This window comes from Tunturiibacter empetritectus (assembly GCF_014201375.1).
GTDB classification, from domain to species: Bacteria; Acidobacteriota; Terriglobia; order Terriglobales; family Acidobacteriaceae; genus Edaphobacter; species Edaphobacter lichenicola_D.
In genome coordinates this window covers 197,021-214,002 of the sequence record NZ_JACHDZ010000003.1, presented here as the reverse complement: position 1 = coordinate 214,002, position 16,982 = coordinate 197,021, and the positions used below count along the sequence as shown (strand labels likewise).

Genomic DNA, 16,982 nt, shown 5'->3' with positions numbered 1-16,982 from the left:
TCCTGCGGAGTTCGTCTGGGCTCCGCACAGTTTCACGCTCCACCCCGGGGCCAGCCGCTCCGGTTAGAGGTCAGCCTTGTTCGTAGACTTTTTTATTCGTCGTCCGATCTTCGCCACGGTCTGTGCGCTTCTCATCGTGCTCGCGGGCGCGGTCTGCATCCCGAGCCTGCCCATTTCGCTCTACCCCGATCTCGCGCCGCCTCAGGTCATCGTCTCCAGCAACTACATCGGCGCTAACTCCAAGGACGTCGAGTCCGCCGTCACCATCATCCTCGAGCAGGCCATCAACGGCGTCGAGGGTATGCGCTACATGAGCTCCACCAGCTCCAATGACGGCACCTCGTCCATCATCATCACCTTCCAGACCGGCTATAACCTCGACATCGCCGCCGTTGACGTGCAGAATCGCGTCGCCACCGTTCAAGGCCGTCTCCCCGCAACAGTCAACAACACCGGTATCAGCATCACCAAGGCAAGCTCGAACTTCATCTTCGCCGCCGGCTTCATCTCGCCCGATCACTCCCTCTCTCAGGCCTTCATCTCCAACTACCTCGACGTCTACGTCAGCGATGCCCTCAAGCGCGTCCCCGGCGTCGGTGCCGTCATCATCTTCGGCGAGCGCAAGTACGCCATGCGTCTCTGGATCGACCCAAACCGCCTCGCCGCCCGCGGCCTCACCGCACTCGACGTCACCAACGCCCTCGCCGAGCAGAACGTGGAAGTCCCCGCCGGCCAACTCGGCCAACCTCCGGCCGATCCTAAACAGCAGTTTCAGATGGCCGTCCGAGTCTTAGGCCGCTTCGACGATCCGAAGCAGTTCGAAAACATCGTCATCAAGAACAATCCCACCGCAGGCGGCGTCGTCCTCTTCAAAGACATCGGCCGAGCGGAGCTAGGCGCTGAAACCTACAGCACCGCCCTCAAATACTCCGGCGGAGACGCCATCGGCGTCGGTGTCCAGCAGCTCTCCAACGCCAACGCCCTCGACGTAGACAAGAAGTGCCGCGCCGTCCTCGAAGAACTCCAGAAAAACTTCCCCCCCGGCATGAAGGGCATCATCGCCGTCGACACCACCCTCGTCATCGGCGAGTCCGTCCACGAAGTCGTCACCACCATCGGCGAAGCCATCATCATCGTCGTTATCGTCATCTTCCTTTTCCTGCAGGATTGGCGCGCCACCATCATCCCCGCCGTCACCATCCCCGTCTCGCTCATCGGCACCTTCGCCTTCATCAAGGTCTTCGGCTTCAGCATCAACTCGCTCACCCTCTTCGGCATCACTCTAGCCACAGGTCTAGTCGTCGACGACGCCATCGTCGTCATCGAAAACGTGCAGCGCCACCTCTCCGGACACTCCGTCATCCCCGAGCGTCACGAACTAAGCGAACCCGACCCCTACGCCCCCGACACACTTGCGCACGAGAAGGTTGGCAAGGGCATGGAGCAGACCTCCTCCGATCCCCACAAGGCCACCAGCATCGCCATGGCCGAGGTCACCAGCGCCGTCATCGCGACCTCGCTCGTGCTCATCTCGGTCTTCATCCCGGTCAGCTTCTTCCCCGGAACCACCGGCATTCTCTACAAACAGTTCTCGCTCACCATCGCCTTCTCCATCGCCATCTCGGCCTTCAACGCCCTCACTCTCTCCCCTGCGCTGGCTGCCATTCTCCTGCGCCCCGAAGAAAAAAAGACCGGCATCATGGGGCTTCTCCTCAACCCCATCGAAGCCATCATCCAGTGGGTCATCCGCACCTACGCGAAGGTCGTCACCTTCGTCGTCCGCATCCGCTACGTCATGCTCCTGTTCTTCGTCGGAGCCCTTGCGGCCACGGCGTTCATGTACAACTACGTCCCCACCGCCTTCATCCCGCAGGAAGACCAGTCCTACTTCCTCATCATCGTGCAGACGCCCCCAGGTGCCTCGCTTAGTTACACCGGCGAGTTCGCCGACCGCGTAGCAGACGTGGTTCGCAAGAACGACGGTGTCTTCGGCACCTTCTCCGTCATGGGCTTCTCCCTCGCCGGCGGCAGCTCGCCAAACTCCGGCCTCATCTTCGCCCCGCTCAAGCCCATCAACGACCGCACCAAAATGGGTCCAAAGTTCACCGCTAACGCTATCGTCCGCGACGTAGGGCCTAAACTCTTCGGCGTTCCCGGCGGCATCGCTTTCGCCGCAGAGCCCCCCGCCGTAGCCGGCCTCGGCACCGTCGGAGGCTTCCAGTTCATCCTGCAGGACGCAGGCCGCAACACCTTCGACGACATCGCCCGCGTCGCCCACACCCTCGTCGCGCAGGGCAGCGCCCCCGGCTCTGGCCTCACCGCCATGAACACCCAGTTCACCTCAAACGACCCGCAGCTTCAGGTCACCATCGACCGCCAGAAGGCCGAGACCATCGGCGTGCCCTTCACCCAGATCACCGCCGCCCTCGGTACCTTCATGGGCTCCAGCTACATCAACGACTTCAACTTCAACAACCGCTCCTACCGTGTCTACGTTCAGGCCGACCAGCAGTTCCGCCGCAACGCGGGGGATCTCCGCCAGTACTACGTCCGCTCCAACAGCGGCCAGCTCATCCCGCTCGACAACCTCGCCACTGTCACCCAGATCTCCGGCCCCCAGGTCATCAACCACTACAACCTCTTCCGCTCAGCCGAGATCGACGGCTCACCCGCCCCTGGACTCAGCTCCGGCCAGGGCAACGACAACATGGTCAAGCTCTTCGAGAAGAACAAGCTCCAGGGCATGACCTACTCCTGGACCGGCCTCGCCCTCGAAGAAGTCGAGTCTGCCGGCAAGGCCATCATCATCTTCGGTCTCGGCCTGCTGGTCGTCTACCTCACTCTCTCGGCCCAGTACGAGTCCTTCGCGCTGCCGTTCATCATCCTTCTCGCCGTCCCCATGGCCATCCTCGGCGCGCTCTCGCTCGTCTCCCTCCGCGGTCTGGTCGACGACGTCTACGTCCAGATCGGCCTGGTCATGCTCATCGGTCTCTCGGCCAAAAACTCGATCCTCATCGTCGAGTTCGCCGAGCAGCTCCTCGCTCAGGGCCGCACCATCACCGAAGCCGCCATCGAAGCCGCCGAACTCCGCCTCCGTCCCATCCTGATGACCTCCATCGCCTTCATCCTCGGCGTCGGTCCTCTCTACTTCGCCACCGGCGCCGGAGCCTACGGCCGTCACTCGGTCGGCACAGCCATCGTCGGCGGCATGGTGCTCTCCACCATCCTCAACCTCTTCTTCATCCCGGTCCTCTACGTCATCCTGAAGACCATCCTCGTGAAATTATCAGGCAAGAAAACCGGGGTCCCAAGCAGGGAACTGCCCGCCAACTAAGAGCTAGTGTCCTGCCGGACGGGCCCACTGCGCGTGGGGCGGTCACTTCGTGACGCGTATACCCCTTCGGTTGGTGCTCCCGTTGGTCGCAGGCTGAAGTTTGTGCCGACCAACGGGAGGCCTCACGGCGAAGCCGGTATACCCCCCACGAAGTGGGCGCTGCCCGCGCAGGGCGCCCGTCCGGCAGGACATAGCCTGAATGCCGTGCCGTTCGAGCTATCATGCTCCATGGCAAAACCAAGCATCGCAGCCCACAAGAGCTGGCTCCCCGACGCCAACCACCCCACCACCGACTTCCCCCTGACCCATCTCCCCTACGCCGCCTTCACCCGTGAAGACCAGCAACACCTCTGCGTAGCCATTGGCACCCACCTCCTCGACCTCTACGCCTGCGCCGCCTCCGGCCTCCTCCCCCCCACCCTCACCGAAGCCTGCCAGTCCCCAACCCTCAACCTCCTCATGTCCCAGGGCCCTCGATCCTGGGCTCTCCTCCGCAAAACCCTCACTACCCTCCTCCACGCCGACGTAAAACCCGAGCACAAAGAAAAAGCCGAAGCCGCCCTCCACTCCATCGCCGGATCATCCTTCCAAAAGCCAGTCCACATCCCCAACTACACCGACTTCTACGCCTCCATCCACCACGCCACCCGCGTCGGCCAGCTCTTCCGCCCCGACCAGCCCCTCCTCCCCAACTACAAACACATCCCCATCGGCTATCACGGGCGAGCCTCCTCCTTCCTCGTAAGCGGCGAACCCATCATCCGGCCCATCGGACAAACTCGCTCATCCGCCGAAGGAGCCAAGCTTAACTTCCTTCCCACCAACAATTTGGACTACGAACTGGAACTGGCACTTTACATTGGCCAACCCAGCACACAGGGAGTTCCCCTTCCCATCACCACCGCCGCCGACCACCTCTTCGGCATCAGCCTCCTCAACGACTGGTCCGCCCGCGACATTCAGTCTTGGGAGTACCAGCCCCTCGGCCCCTTCCTCGCAAAAAACTTCGCCACCACCATCTCCCCCTGGGTCACCCCCATGCCCGCGCTCGAGCCCTTCAGAGTTCCCGCATCCCCCCGTCCCTCCACCGACCCAAAGCCTCTCCCCTACCTCCACTCAGTCACCGACCAAAAACACGGAAGTCTAAATGTATTACTTGAAGTATTTATTCTGACCAAAAGAATGAAAGCCAATAAACTCCAGCCATTTCTCCTAAGCGAATCCAACCCACAAGATCTCTACTGGACCCCAGCGCAGCTCATCGCCCACCACACCAGCAACGGCTGCAACCTCCAGGTCGGAGACATTCTCGCCACCGGCACCATCTCCGGCCCCACCCCGGACTCCGCTGGCTGCCTCCTCGAACTCACCCGCAACGGAGCCCAACCCCTCCTCCTCCCCACCGGCGAAACCCGCACCTTCCTTGAAGACGGCGACGAGATCATCCTGCGCGGCTCCTGCAAATCCCCCAGCCACCCCCGCATCGGCCTCGGCGAGTGCCGCGCCACCATCCTCCCCGCCCGCACCTGAGCTTGACCCGCCCTAGCCAACCCCAACCCCCTTGAACTATCCTCATCCTGCACGCAGCCCACCAGGCCTGCGCCGCATCGGAGAATTTCCTCATGGCAACACACGCCCCGACCCAGCCCCAGCACGAATCAGCCACGCCCGACTTCCTCCCCCTCAAGGGCACAGACCACGTCGAGTTCTACGTAGGCAACGCCCGCCAGGCCGCCTACTTCTACCGTGCGGCCTTCGGCATGTCCCTCGTCGCCTACTCCGGCCCCGAGACCGGCCAGCGCGACCGCGCCAGCTACGTTCTCCAGCAGGGCAAGGTCCGCTTCGTCCTCACCACCGCCCTCCGCACCGACTCCGACATCGCCCGTCACGTCGACAAGCACGGCGACGGCGTCCACTCCATCGCCCTCTGGGTCGACGACGCCCGCCAGTCCTGGCTCGAGACCACCAGCCGAGGCGCTCGCAGCATTCAGGAACCAACAGAATCGAAGGACGCACACGGCAGCGTCACCACCGCCAGCATCGCCGCCTATGGGGACACCATCCACACCTTCGTCGAACGCACCCACTACACCGGCCCCTTTCTCCCTGGCTACCACGCCGTCAAGCACGACCACATCGCCCGTCCAGTAGGCCTCCTCCACATCGACCACATCGTCGGCAACGTCGGCTGGAACTCCATGAACCAGTGGGTCGACTTCTACCGCGACGTCATGGGCTTCGGCCTCTACCAGCACTTTGACGACAACGACATCTCCACCGAGTACTCCGCCCTCATGTCCAAGGTGATGGCCAACGGCAACGGCTACGTCAAGTTCCCCATCAACGAGCCAGCCGAAGGCCGCCGCAAGTCCCAGATCGAGGAGTACCTCGACTTCTACCAGGGTCCCGGCGTCCAGCACATGGCCCTCGCCACCAGCGACATCCTCGCCACCGTCGCCGCCATGAAGCAACAGGGAGTCGACTTCCTCACTGTCCCCCACTCCTACTACACCGAGTTGCAAACCCGCATCGGCAAGATCGACGAGCCCATCGACGAGCTCGAAAAACTCGGCATCCTCGTCGATCGCGACAACGAAGGTTACATGCTCCAGATCTTCACCAAGCCCGTAGAAGACCGCCCCACCGTCTTCTACGAGATCATCCAGCGCAAGGGCAGCCGCAGCTTCGGCAAGGGAAACTTCAAGGCCCTCTTCGAAGCCATAGAAAGAGAACAAGAGCTGCGCGGGAATCTTTAGACGACGCAACCTCGAACCAGGGCGCCTCACGCCAACTTTGATCGCGGGCAGTCGAACGAAAGGTAGACTTGATGGCTCTGCTGGCAGGCAAATCGCATTCAGCATTGCCGCGTCTCGCTGCCTTTTGTTCTATCGCCTGTCTTCTCTTCCTGCGCGGAGGAGACGCCTCCGGCGCCATCACCCCCGGAGGCGTATGGTTCGACAATCGCGGTCAGCAGATTCAGGCACACGGCGGCGGCATCCTCAAGATCGGCGACACCTTCTTCTGGTTTGGAGAAGACCGCTCCCAGGGTCTCGATCCCAACAAGCGCTACGTGAGCTGTTACGCGTCGAAGGATCTCGTACACTGGACCTTCCGCAACCAGGTTCTCAAACTCTCCGACCCTGAAAACTTTGGTCCAGGCTGGATCATCGAACGCCCCAAGGTCTTCTACAACGCCGCAACAAAGAAGTATGTCCTCTACGCCCACATCGACGACGGCATCTACAAAGTAGCCCGTGTCGCCATCGCCATCAGCGACACAGTCGACGGAGACTATCGCTACGTCAGGAGTTTTCGCCCCCTCGGCCTTGAGAGCCGTGACATCGGACAGTTCATCGACGACGACGGCACAGCCTATCTCATCTTCGAGAGCCGCCCCACCAGGGGCTTCCTCATCGCACGGCTCTCTCCCGACTACCTCAACGTCGAAAAGCAGATGAGCTTCGTGCCCGCCCGCCTCGAAGGCGGTGCCCTGGTTCACTACAAAGGCCTCTACTACGTCATCGGCTCCCATATGAGCGGATGGAGCCCCAACCCCAACGTCTACGCCACAGCCACCAGCCTCGAAGGCCCCTGGACCCAGTTCAAAGACATCGCTCCCCCCGCAGCCAAGACCTTTCACTCGCAGTCCTCCACGCTCCTGACGATCCCCGGCACTAAAACAACCGCAGTCGTCTTCATGGCCGACCAGTGGAAGCCAGACGATCTATGGGACTCGCGCTATCTCTGGATGCCCCTCCGAATCGGCGAAGGTCAACTTGTGCTCCCCGAACCCAGACCATGGTCGATCGACATCAAAACCGGCGAAACAAAGTATTAGGGTCACTTCGTGACGGACATACCCTTTAGTTGGCGCTCCCGTTGGTCGCGATCAAGAATCTCAAGCCGACCATCGGGAGGCCTCGGGGCGAAGCGGTATACACCCCACGAAGTGGGCGCCCCACGCGTAGTGGGCTCGTCCGGCAGGACAAATCTCTTATGTATAAATATTCGTTACAAATGCATAATCATTAGCATTGACGCGGCTTTCGTGCTCCTTCATGCTTGAACCATGAGCACGCAGCCCATCGAAATCACCACCCCGGCAATCCTGGCCACGATCCCTTCCGCCTCCGCGACTTTCTTGATGTGTCCCCCCAGGCTCTACGACGTCAACTACGTCATCAACCCCTGGATGGCCGGCAACGTCCACGCCTCCTCGCGCACCCGCGCAGCCGAGCAGTGGCAGCGCCTCTACGAAGCCGTCAGCACCATCGCCGACGTCCAGCTCGTCGAGCCTCAGCCCGGCTCCCCCGACATGGTCTTCACCGCCAACGCCGGCCTCGAGCGCAACGGCACCGTCGCCATCAGCAGCTTCTTTCATCCCGAGCGCCAGGGCGAAGAGCCACACTTCCGCCTTTGGTTCGAGCAAGCCGGTTACAAAGTCATCGACACCCCACGCGCCACGCCCTTCGAAGGCGAAGGCGACGCCCTCTTCTCCACCGACGGCACCCGCCTCTTCGTAGGCTACGGCCCCCGCACCGTCCCCTCCAGCCATCACGCGCTCCGCAAGATCTGGGGCATCGAGGTCACCTCACTCCACCTCATCGACCCGCGCTTCTACCACCTAGACACCTGCTTCGCTCCCCTCGAAGGTGGCTACGTCATGTACTTTCCCGAGGCCTTCGACCGAGCCTCCCTCGACAAGATCGAAGCCTTCTACCCACTCGAAAAAAGAATCATCGTCGCCGAGTCGGATGCCGTCTGCTTCGCCTGCAACGCCATCAACGTCGATCGCACCATCATCCTGAACAACATCAGCAACGATCTACGCAGCCAACTTGAGTCCCGAGGCTTCGACGTCATCGAGGTCACGCTCACCGAGTTTCTCAAGGCCGGCGGCGCCGCAAAATGCCTGGTCATGAAGCTCAGCCGACCCGAGAGAAAAGCAGCCAACTTAGCTTCATAAAACTTGGCCGTTTTCTTCATCCAAATAAAAACATCGTCATCTCGACCGAAGCTGCTCACAGTCTCATCGTGAGCAGCGCAGTGGAGAGACCCCCGCATTTCGCCTCGCGCTTGAACCCTCGACTCCGCGAGAGCAGGGAACCGGAGCTCCCCGCACCACCAGCCTCAAAGCCAGACCTACTCAAACCGCAGATGAACCTCGCCCGCGGAAGAAAACTTTACATCCGCAACAGATCCCGGATCGCCCGAAGTCACCCCTGTCCAACTTCCCGTCGTCACCCACTGTCCGGCCTTCAACCCACCAGTCCTCGTAGCGCCCTCATTCGCCAGCCACGGCAGCAGGCGCATCAAGTCCCCCGAGGTATTCGATCCCGTCCGCTCCACTCTCACCGCCCCATCAACCGCAATCGTTACATGCTCGGCCTTGAAGTCGATCTTCTTCCACTCTGCCACCGCCGGCCCATACACAAACCCGCCATGCATCTGAAGATCGCCAAGCATCGACATTCGCGCCGCCTTCAACGGATCACGAAGGCCACTCTCAATCACCTCGATCGCCGGATGACAGCTAGCAATCGCAGCCACAACCTCCTCCCGTGAGTAAGACGTCGCCCTCGGCGGCAGATCCTCACCTATCAAAAAAGCAATCTCCGCCTCCAATCCGCGATACCTCCTCACCTCGCCAACCACCGCGCCATCTCCCGCCATCCACGCCAACGGCATCGGCGCAAACAACGGTTCGGCCTCCGCACTCGGAGCCCCGATCTTCCACCCGCCAATCTCCCCATACGCCTCTGCAATACGATCCTGCAGCGAATAAGCCTCAGGCATATCCTTCGGCTGCAAAGCCTCCGGCAGATCCTCGATCGGCACTCCCGTTCTACGCGCATCGAGCAGCAGATCCGCAGCCTCAATCAGTTGGCTTTCTCTCTCACCAGTCATCATGTCGTCCTTCGCATTCGCATTTGCATTTGTCTTTCTTGTTGTCATCCCCAAAGGGGATCTGCTGTTGTTCTTGTCTCTTCTTTGCCGTCGCTCTACCCACAAACTACTTCGCCGCCGCACTCTTCCCCAAACTCAACAGATTCGCAAACAGCCGATAAGCTCCCGGCACCCCCTCCGGCAGCTCGCGATACAGCGCCAACGCAACGTACACATAAGCGCCCTTGCCCGTCTTCGCCACCAGCAGCCCACCCTTCTGTGGATCCTGATCCGGATCATGCGTCTCCAGCGGAGCGACATACTGCGAGTCCCACGTCTCCATAAAGCCGTGCCCACGCTCCTCCACCCATCCATCGAAGTCCTTCTCCGTAATCCTGTTCGGCCAGCTCAGTACGGGGCTCTCCGGTACTACTAGCCGCACCGGTGCCCTCTCATCCACCACCTTCTCCGCGCTCCCCAGCGAGTACGAGTAAGGCCCATAATCAAAGTTCCCCAGGTTGTACTGCACAATCACCACGCCGCCGTTCTTCGCATACTGCAGCAACTGCCCATTCGCCGCCGCCAGCCCGGGATGCGCCGCATAAGCCCTCACCCCCAGCACCACCACGTCGTACCCACTCAACCTCCCACCGACAACATCGCCCATCGTCAGCGTCGTCGCATGCACGCCCAGATTCTCAAGCGACGCCTGCACCTCATCCCCGGTTCCCGGCAGATACCCCACCTTCAATCCCGGAGCAATCTTCACATCCGCCCCGCGCGCCCGGTACGTCGCCGGCCGATAAAGATTCGCCGGCAGCAATCCCGCATATCCAACCGTCTTGTACCCCTCGCGATATTCCTTCCCCGCATAACTCGCAACCGCCGTCATCGTATAAGCCGTCTCCGCCATCTTCCCCGGCGTCACCACAAACGGCACATCCACCGAATCCCCATCCTTCATCAACGAAAACTCCGCAGTCGCAGGCGAAGCCGTCCACCCAGCAGGCAGCTCGAGCTTCACCGTGCCATTCGCCACGCCCTTCACGTTGCTCTTCACTCGCGCGGTCACCATCAGCGTCTTCTCCGTCAGCGGCACCACACCCGCCGAAGGCGACACCGCCACCGAGATCGCCGGAGCCACCACCAGCGGCTCATACACCGTCCCCAGCCCCGTCACGCGATGCAGCGTCTGCACCTCCTGCCCCAGCTTCACCTCCACGCCGTCATAGTCCAACGTCACCCACGCCGTCAGCGCAGGCAAGGGAAGCGAAGCGTTCCGCATCGCCGGATCCGCCACATCGTAGTAAGCCTGCTCAATCCCCGGCCGAGTAAACGGAGGCCGCGTCACCTTCGCATCCTCCGGCAGCTTCACCTGAAAAAGATCCTCGTAAGCCTCACCGCTAACAATCGTCTTCTCACCAGCACCAGCCTTCGTACCCGAGCCTTCATAAGTAGCCCCCGCACTCGACTCCAGCCCCGCCTCCTTCAGCGTCACCGGCACCTTGCTTCCATTTACCACCAGCGTCTTCACCGCAAAGCTCTGCCCCGGCACCGCCGTCACAAACGTCTCCGCACCATCGCTGAACCGCGCAAACGGCCCCGTCTCCGCCTTCCCCGCGACCTGCGCCCGCAGACTAATCCCCAGCGCCTGCACAATCGCATCGTTGAACTGCATCCTCTTCACCCGTAGCTCATGCAGCAGATCGAACTTCTCCCGAGCCGTCAGCCCACTGGCCTCCACCTTCGCAATCAACTCATCTGTCGCCTTCAATCCATCTCGCAAAAACGGAGCCGCCTTCTCCGGCGCAGCAATCTTGTAAACCCCAACAGCCTGCCCCACCAACCCGTCGATCCTCGCAAGGTCCTGCTTCAAAAAAGTAGTCTCGCCCGGAGCCAGCGAACTCATCCCCGCGAGCGTTGTATCCACCCCATCAAAGAATCCCTTCTCCTCCTCACGAGGCTGCGCGCCATCAAGCAGCCGAGCGCCATACCGGTGATACCCCACATCGAATCTACCCGCCGCCGGTATACCCATCCCGCCATTCTGCGACTTCTGCAGCCCCAGCCCCATCCGGGCAAACTGCAGGTAAGTCATCCCCAGCACCGGGCTATAGTCTCCCTCCGGCACCGTCACATTCGCCTTCGGAGACTCCGTCGTCCACTCCTTCGTCACATAGTTATAAAACCGTGCCGGAGCATACTTCCCCGTCGCATAGTCATACATCCCCTTCGACGTCACCGAAAAAAACGGCACCCTCCCATAAACCTTCAGCGGACTCCACGGCATCAACCCCGCCGCAATCTGATCCGGAAACACCTTCGGATCCCCAGCAGCATCGAACACCTCCTGCGCCATCTCACCCGACACCTGGTGCTGCCCATGCCCATCCGTGATCCCGCCAATAAACACCGCCGTCACCACCAGCGGCCGATACAGCCTCACCGCCCGCACCGCGTCATACAACACGCGATCGTGCCCCCAGTTCTCGAACGCCTCCTCCTTCGTCTTCGAAAACCCGAAGTCCACCTGCGTCCCCCACATCTGGTCGATGCCCATATATCGCCCAGCCGCCAGCAACTCCTGCGTCCGCACCAGCCCCAGCGCATCATCGAAATCCGCCGACATCAGATTCTGCCCACCCTCCCCCCGAGTCAGCGTTAGCATCGCCACATGCGCGCCCTGTCCCCGCGCCTCATAGGTCAGCATCCCGCCATCCTCATCGTCCGGATGCGCCACGATCATCATCAGACTCGCCCGCGTCCGCAGCTTCACCAGACTCTGCCAAAGCGCAGCCGAACCCTCATTCGCAGCGATCCCCCGCACCCCAACCGCCGGCCTCACCTGCTCTCCGGCCAAATTCGCCGTCTCCCGCAGCTCCTGGCAGCTCAAAACCCCGCCCGCAACCACCAGCGCCAGCACCGAAACCGCACCCAAACCCGCAACAACCCGCATGGAAGTCATTGCTTTCTAATCTCTCACACCCACCCACCCCAAATCACGCCAGAAATCCCCGCCATCCATCGCCCTACCCCAGCCGTACTACCATCAGCGCCTGTAACCCGAACCCGCATTCCGCGTCCTACCTACTGGCAGTAATCTGTAACGAGGAAACCAACCCAATGCTCCTCCGCAAATCGCCCAGCCTCGAAGCCACCATCCGATCCTCCGAGATCACCCCGCAGCACGTCTTCGAGGAGCATCAGCACTCCCGCCGCCGCTTCCTCACCTCCGCCGCCACCCTCGGCGCCGCCGCCCTCGCCGCCCGCACCATCCCCTCCCTCATCAATCCGCCAACAACGGTGCAAGCCGCCGAGCAACTCAAAACCATCTCCAGCAAGTACACCCTCGACGACCCGCAAACTCCCCTCGCCAAGGCCTCCACCTACAATAATTTTTACGAGTACGGCACCGACAAGTCCGACCCCTCCCACGAAGCCTACCGCCTCCAAACCCGCCCCTGGCCCGTCCAGATCACCGGCATGGTCAAAAAGCCCCAGACCATCAACATCGACGACCTCCTCTCATACCGTCCGCTCGAATCCCGCGTCTACCGCTTCCGCTGCGTCGAAGCCTGGTCCATGATTATCCCATGGGACGGCTACTCCCTCTCCGAGTTCATCAACTTCTGCCAGCCCCTCCCCAGCGCGAAGTACATCCAGTTCTTCTCCTACAACAACCGCAAAGTCATGCCCTACGAGCCCTCCAGCTACGATTGGCCCTATCGAGAAGGCCTCCGCATGGACGAGGCCATGAACCCCCTCACCCTGCTCACCTTCGGCTGCTACGGCCAGGTCCTGCCCAACCAGAACGGCGCTCCCGTACGCGTCATCGTCCCCTGGAAGTACGGCTTCAAATCCGCCAAAGCCATCGTCCGCTTCCACTTCACCGACAAGCAGCCTGCGACCACCTGGAACGAGGCCGACGGCGACGAGTACGGCTTCTACTCCAATGTCAATCCCAACTTCGACAACGCCCGCTGGTCCCAGGCCCACGAGCGCCGCCTCGACTCCAGCCTCCTCCCCCGCAACATCCCCACGCAGATGTTCAACGGCTACGGCGACCAAGTAGCCAGCCTCTACACCGGCATGGACCTGAAAAAATTCTATTGATGCGGAAGTGCGTTCTGCGCGGGTGGCGGTCCTGGTACGCCTCGCGACCAACGGGAGCGCCACGCGAAGCGGTATATACGTCACGAAGTGACCGCCCCACGCGTAGTGGGCCCGTCCGGCAGGACACATCCTTAGTCATTGTTCCCGAAGACAGAGTGTTACGAAGCACGAGCACTCCGCTCCCGCACATCGTCCATAATCGGAACAAACGCGAGCATCAGCAGCACTACAGCCAGCGGCAGCGTCGCGGCAAAACCCATCCTCTTGAATCCCACTGCCCCCACCACGCCCCCGACAAAGAACAATCCGACCAGCGACACCAGCAGCCACAGCTTCTCGAGATCTGCCCGTACCGCGGTAAGCCCCTCATTCTCGCCCCGCCGGTTCCAATACAAAGCTTTGCCCAATTCAATCCCAATGTCTGTCACCATGCCGGTCACATGCGTCGTTCGTATCTCCGCCTGAGAGATCTTCGTGATAATCGCATTTTGCAGCCCCATCGTGAAACAGAGCAGCGCCACCGTCGCAGGCACCACAAACCACCCATTACGCGCCAGATGGCCGCCCATCAGCCCGAAGCACAACAGCAACCCAGCCTCGAGCATCATCGGCAACGCATACTCGCTGTGCAGATCGCGTCTCCGTCCCCAATTCACCAGGATCGCTGTACACGCTGCCCCCGCCAGAAACGCCAGCAACGCACTCACTCCCGCCGCCAGCCACCTCACATCCCGTGCCGCCGTAGCATCCGCCATCGCCGACACAATCCCGGACATGTGCGACGTATACTGCTTCACCGCCACATATCCCCCGGCATTTGCCGCTCCCGCGATGAAAGCGAGGAAGTGCGCAAGCTGCCGGTTGGCCTTCTGGCTGCGTTCACTTCCCGTCAACTTGCGAAGATAAAGAACTGGCATCGCCACCGCCTTCTTCCATCATCGCAGCTTCCCACTCGCTACAGCGTTCCTTGCATCTTCCCACTCATTCTGCCCGGGGCATCAACACGCCCGGCAATCCCAGCACCCGAGCTAAACTAACCCCAGCCCAATGTCCAAGCGCGCCATCATCCTCCTCAAAGTCCTCGTGCACCTCCTCTGCCTCGCCCCCCTCGCCTGGCTCCTGCACTTCTACACCTCAGGCGCCCTCGCCCTCAACGCCGACCCCGTCAACTACATCACCCATTACACCGGCGACTGGACCCTCTACACCCTCTTCGCCTCCCTCGCCATCACACCCATCCGCCGCCTCGCCACCAGCCTCGGCTTCCTCATCCGCTTCCGCCGCCTCATCGGCCTCTACGCCTTCTTCTACGCAACCCTCCATCTCGCCACCTACATCTTCCTCTTCTCCGGATACGACATCGCCACCGCCCTCACCGGCCTCCACGCCGGCCATCCCAGCGCGCTCGTCACCCAGTGGAAGCTCATCTGGCCCGGCATGGTCGAAGACGTCCTCAAGCGCCGCTTCATCCAGGTAGGCCTCTTCGCCTGGCTCCTCCTTCTCGCCCTGGCCTGCACCTCACCAGCCTTCATCATGCGAGCCATGGGCGGCAAAAACTGGCAGCGTCTCCACCGCCTCGTCTACCTCGCAGCCTGCGCCGGAGTCGTCCACTTCTGGTGGCTAGTCAAAAAAGGCAACAACGCCCCCTGGAAGGTCACCGCAGTCCTAACCCTCCTCCTCCTCGCCCGCGTAGCCTACACCGCAATGAAGCGCCTCAAAACCCCCACCCCCATCCCCACCCGCCCCAGCTCCGTCTAGGGCACACACCCACCAAACACTCCAAGCGTTGCCGCTCTTCCATCCACCAAAATCGTCATCTCGACCGAAGCTGTTCACAGTCTCACCGTGAACAGCGCAGTGGAGAGACCCCCGTATTTTGCCTTTGCTGTTGTTGTTATTTTTTTGTCGTCCTTCCGCACCCTGAGAGCAGTCGAACGGGGGAGGAACCTGCTGTTGTCGTTGCCTCTAGGTACCCCAAGGCTTTAGCTTGGTCTCTATCGAGCTGGCCACGGTCAGGAGGTGGAATAGAATCTGCGGTCGCCGTTGTTGTCGTGCGGGTGTACCACAAAGCCACCATCATCCACCACAAACTCACCACGAAAAAACCACCATCAACCACCCGGGTAGTGGGTCAGTTTGGAGTAAATGACCAAAGTCTCCGACAATCCGACTTTGCAGGAACAACGTGCGCCCTTCGAGTGTCTAACCGAATATGCGATCTCTGCGGAGTCTTTTGGGAATGACTCTTCTGGCGGCAAATCTGCATGCGCAGGTTCAGAGCAAACACCCAGATACTTCGCTTGGCTTCAACAGCCAGCCTGTACTTTATGTCGTCGCCGCTGGTCCGCAGTCTGAGAAGTTCAGTCGACAAATCGGACTACTTTCCAAGCGTTCCGACATCATGACAGCTCTGCACCTTGTCATTGTGCCAGACACTACTACTTTTCTCACGATGGGTTGGCCACCAGGCCTATCAATAAAGATGCCGGATCAGCGGACGCGAGAGGCTGTAACAAAACGCTTTGGTTCGATCGAAGGCAAACACGAGTTGCTCGTCGTGCTTGTTGATAAACGCGGTTGTACAAGAACGGTAAGCCATGATCCAGTAACGGCTGAGCGGATCCGTGCGTTGCTTGAGTAGCAAGGTCTCCCTCCGGCAGAGTTCATTACGCCTTGTAGGTTATGGGCACTGACTGCGGAGGTAGGTGCACGAAAAACGGGGTTATAGGTAACTTTGGTTGCCCTGAGTTCAAACTGACCCACTACCAACACCTGCCGCAATCGCCTCAAGATCACCCCACCCATAAGCCACCACCGGAAGCATCACCCCACCCACTTCCATCTCCTTGGAACAAACTCGCACCGCTCCAGACCACGTATAAAACGGTCCCGACGCATTGTCCTCGAGCACCCAGGCCACCATGCTCCCGAACCCTCTCTCCTTCAACGACCCAGCAAGCCTCCTCACAAGAGCCGTCCCAATCCCATGCCCCTGCGCCTCCCGCAGCAGGTAGATCGCAAACAACTCCGCATCGAACCCCTCCACACGCTCCCGTATCGCCCCTCCGCTGGCGAACCCAACCACTTCACCCTCCAACTCCGCAACAAACACATCGATATCCAGAGTCAGCCACTCCCGCCACGAAGCCTCGCGCTCAGTCTCCTTCAAACCCGCAAGATAGAGCTCCGGCACAATCCCCGTACGTCGTCCTCCAACTCGCCACATGCACATGGGCGATAGCGCCCGCATCCCGCCCCGTCGCCGCACGAACCACACTCGTGAGCCCACCATACCGGTTTCTTACGATGTTTCAAATTCACCCTCAGTGTTGTCATTCCGGCCCTTCTCTAACGTGTCATTCCGACCGAAGTGGAGGAACCTGCTTCTCGCCGACGCTTCCACAGCCCACCACACCGCGACCACAGTCAACACCCTCACCATTTTGGGAAACCCCAAAAGCTGTCAAGCCCCCAACTCACCAAAACCCGCGCCAGCCCTGCAGATTCGCGTGGCGTATCAGTTAGCCTCCAATAGCTATACTTGATACAGGGATGAGAGAAGGGGATCGCCGCCATCGAACTCCCTGCTAACCTGCTGATAACAAGTATTTTGTACGCAACTCATTTATTTGCAATGCCTTGCAGCCAG

General features: G+C 60.8%; 11 protein-coding genes and 1 pseudogene. 8 read left to right on the top strand and 4 right to left on the bottom strand.

Annotated elements, in window-relative coordinates; genetic code table 11:
- Positions 1-76: 76 nt before the first annotated feature.
- The 5 genes from HDF10_RS09880 (at position 77) to HDF10_RS09860 (ending at position 8,300) form a co-directional block, all read left to right on the top strand.
- The gene (locus tag HDF10_RS09880) at positions 77-3,334 is read left to right on the top strand and encodes an efflux RND transporter permease subunit (RefSeq protein WP_183812910.1); all 3,258 of its coding nucleotides are present in this window, start codon (positions 77-79) and stop codon (positions 3,332-3,334) included.
- 228 nt (positions 3,335-3,562) lie between these two features.
- Positions 3,563-4,864 (top strand): fumarylacetoacetase, encoded by a 1,302-nt coding sequence (gene fahA, locus HDF10_RS09875; protein ID WP_183812908.1) that lies wholly within the window; start codon positions 3,563-3,565, stop codon positions 4,862-4,864.
- 92 nt (positions 4,865-4,956) lie between these two features.
- Positions 4,957-6,090, top strand: coding sequence for a 4-hydroxyphenylpyruvate dioxygenase (hppD, locus tag HDF10_RS09870; RefSeq protein ID WP_183812906.1), 1,134 nt, complete (start codon positions 4,957-4,959; stop codon positions 6,088-6,090).
- A gap of 71 nt (positions 6,091-6,161) precedes the next feature.
- Positions 6,162-7,172: a family 43 glycosylhydrolase gene (locus tag HDF10_RS09865; RefSeq protein WP_183812904.1), complete on the top strand. Its 1,011-nt coding sequence runs from the start codon at positions 6,162-6,164 to the stop codon at positions 7,170-7,172.
- Between the two features lie 231 nt (positions 7,173-7,403).
- Positions 7,404-8,300: a dimethylarginine dimethylaminohydrolase family protein gene (locus HDF10_RS09860; protein ID WP_183812902.1), complete on the top strand. Its 897-nt coding sequence runs from the start codon at positions 7,404-7,406 to the stop codon at positions 8,298-8,300.
- Positions 8,301-8,476: 176 nt separating this feature from the next.
- Here HDF10_RS09860 and HDF10_RS09855 read toward each other — a convergent pair whose 3' ends face one another.
- Complete coding sequence (locus tag HDF10_RS09855; RefSeq protein WP_260177792.1) at positions 8,477-9,289, bottom strand: 2-keto-4-pentenoate hydratase; 813 nt, start codon at positions 9,287-9,289, stop codon at positions 8,477-8,479.
- Positions 9,290-9,347: 58 nt separating this feature from the next.
- The gene (locus tag HDF10_RS09850; RefSeq protein ID WP_183812900.1) at positions 9,348-12,185 is read right to left on the bottom strand and encodes a PIG-L family deacetylase; all 2,838 of its coding nucleotides are present in this window, start codon (positions 12,183-12,185) and stop codon (positions 9,348-9,350) included.
- 158 nt (positions 12,186-12,343) lie between these two features.
- Here HDF10_RS09850 and msrP point away from each other — a divergent pair, with 158 nt between their 5' ends.
- Complete coding sequence (gene msrP / locus HDF10_RS09845; protein WP_183812897.1) at positions 12,344-13,333, top strand: protein-methionine-sulfoxide reductase catalytic subunit MsrP; 990 nt, start codon at positions 12,344-12,346, stop codon at positions 13,331-13,333.
- Positions 13,334-13,500: 167 nt separating this feature from the next.
- On the opposite strand, the pseudogene HDF10_RS09840 reads toward msrP, so the two are convergent.
- Positions 13,501-14,250 (bottom strand): annotated as a pseudogene (locus tag HDF10_RS09840) (YoaK family protein); the annotation flags it as partial.
- A 130-nt stretch (positions 14,251-14,380) separates the two neighbouring features.
- Between HDF10_RS09840 and HDF10_RS09835 the strand changes: the two are divergent.
- Together HDF10_RS09835 and HDF10_RS09830 are read left to right on the top strand one after the other, a co-directional pair.
- The gene (locus tag HDF10_RS09835) at positions 14,381-15,091 is read left to right on the top strand and encodes a protein-methionine-sulfoxide reductase heme-binding subunit MsrQ (RefSeq protein WP_183812893.1); all 711 of its coding nucleotides are present in this window, start codon (positions 14,381-14,383) and stop codon (positions 15,089-15,091) included.
- Positions 15,092-15,572: 481 nt separating this feature from the next.
- Entirely contained in the window at positions 15,573-15,974 is a 402-nt protein-coding gene (locus HDF10_RS09830; RefSeq protein ID WP_183812891.1) for a hypothetical protein, read from the top strand.
- A gap of 108 nt (positions 15,975-16,082) precedes the next feature.
- Here HDF10_RS09830 and HDF10_RS09825 read toward each other — a convergent pair whose 3' ends face one another.
- A complete protein-coding gene (locus tag HDF10_RS09825; RefSeq protein ID WP_183812889.1) occupies positions 16,083-16,625 on the bottom strand; it encodes a GNAT family N-acetyltransferase in 543 nt (180 codons plus the stop codon).
- Positions 16,626-16,982: the final 357 nt, after the last annotated feature.

Coding starts and splice junctions, on each gene's coding strand:
- HDF10_RS09850 (WP_183812900.1), bottom strand. CDS start 12,185: ATGACTTCCATGCGGGTTGTTGCGGGTTTGGGTGCGGTTTCGGTGCTG.
- hppD (WP_183812906.1), top strand. CDS start 4,957: ATGGCAACACACGCCCCGACCCAGCCCCAGCACGAATCAGCCACGCCC.
- HDF10_RS09825 (WP_183812889.1), bottom strand. CDS start 16,625: ATGGTGGGCTCACGAGTGTGGTTCGTGCGGCGACGGGGCGGGATGCGG.
- msrP (WP_183812897.1), top strand. CDS start 12,344: ATGCTCCTCCGCAAATCGCCCAGCCTCGAAGCCACCATCCGATCCTCC.
- HDF10_RS09865 (WP_183812904.1), top strand. CDS start 6,162: ATGGCTCTGCTGGCAGGCAAATCGCATTCAGCATTGCCGCGTCTCGCT.
- fahA (WP_183812908.1), top strand. CDS start 3,563: ATGGCAAAACCAAGCATCGCAGCCCACAAGAGCTGGCTCCCCGACGCC.
- HDF10_RS09830 (WP_183812891.1), top strand. CDS start 15,573: ATGACTCTTCTGGCGGCAAATCTGCATGCGCAGGTTCAGAGCAAACAC.
- HDF10_RS09855 (WP_260177792.1), bottom strand. CDS start 9,289: ATGACAACAAGAAAGACAAATGCAAATGCGAATGCGAAGGACGACATG.
- HDF10_RS09860 (WP_183812902.1), top strand. CDS start 7,404: ATGAGCACGCAGCCCATCGAAATCACCACCCCGGCAATCCTGGCCACG.
- HDF10_RS09835 (WP_183812893.1), top strand. CDS start 14,381: ATGTCCAAGCGCGCCATCATCCTCCTCAAAGTCCTCGTGCACCTCCTC.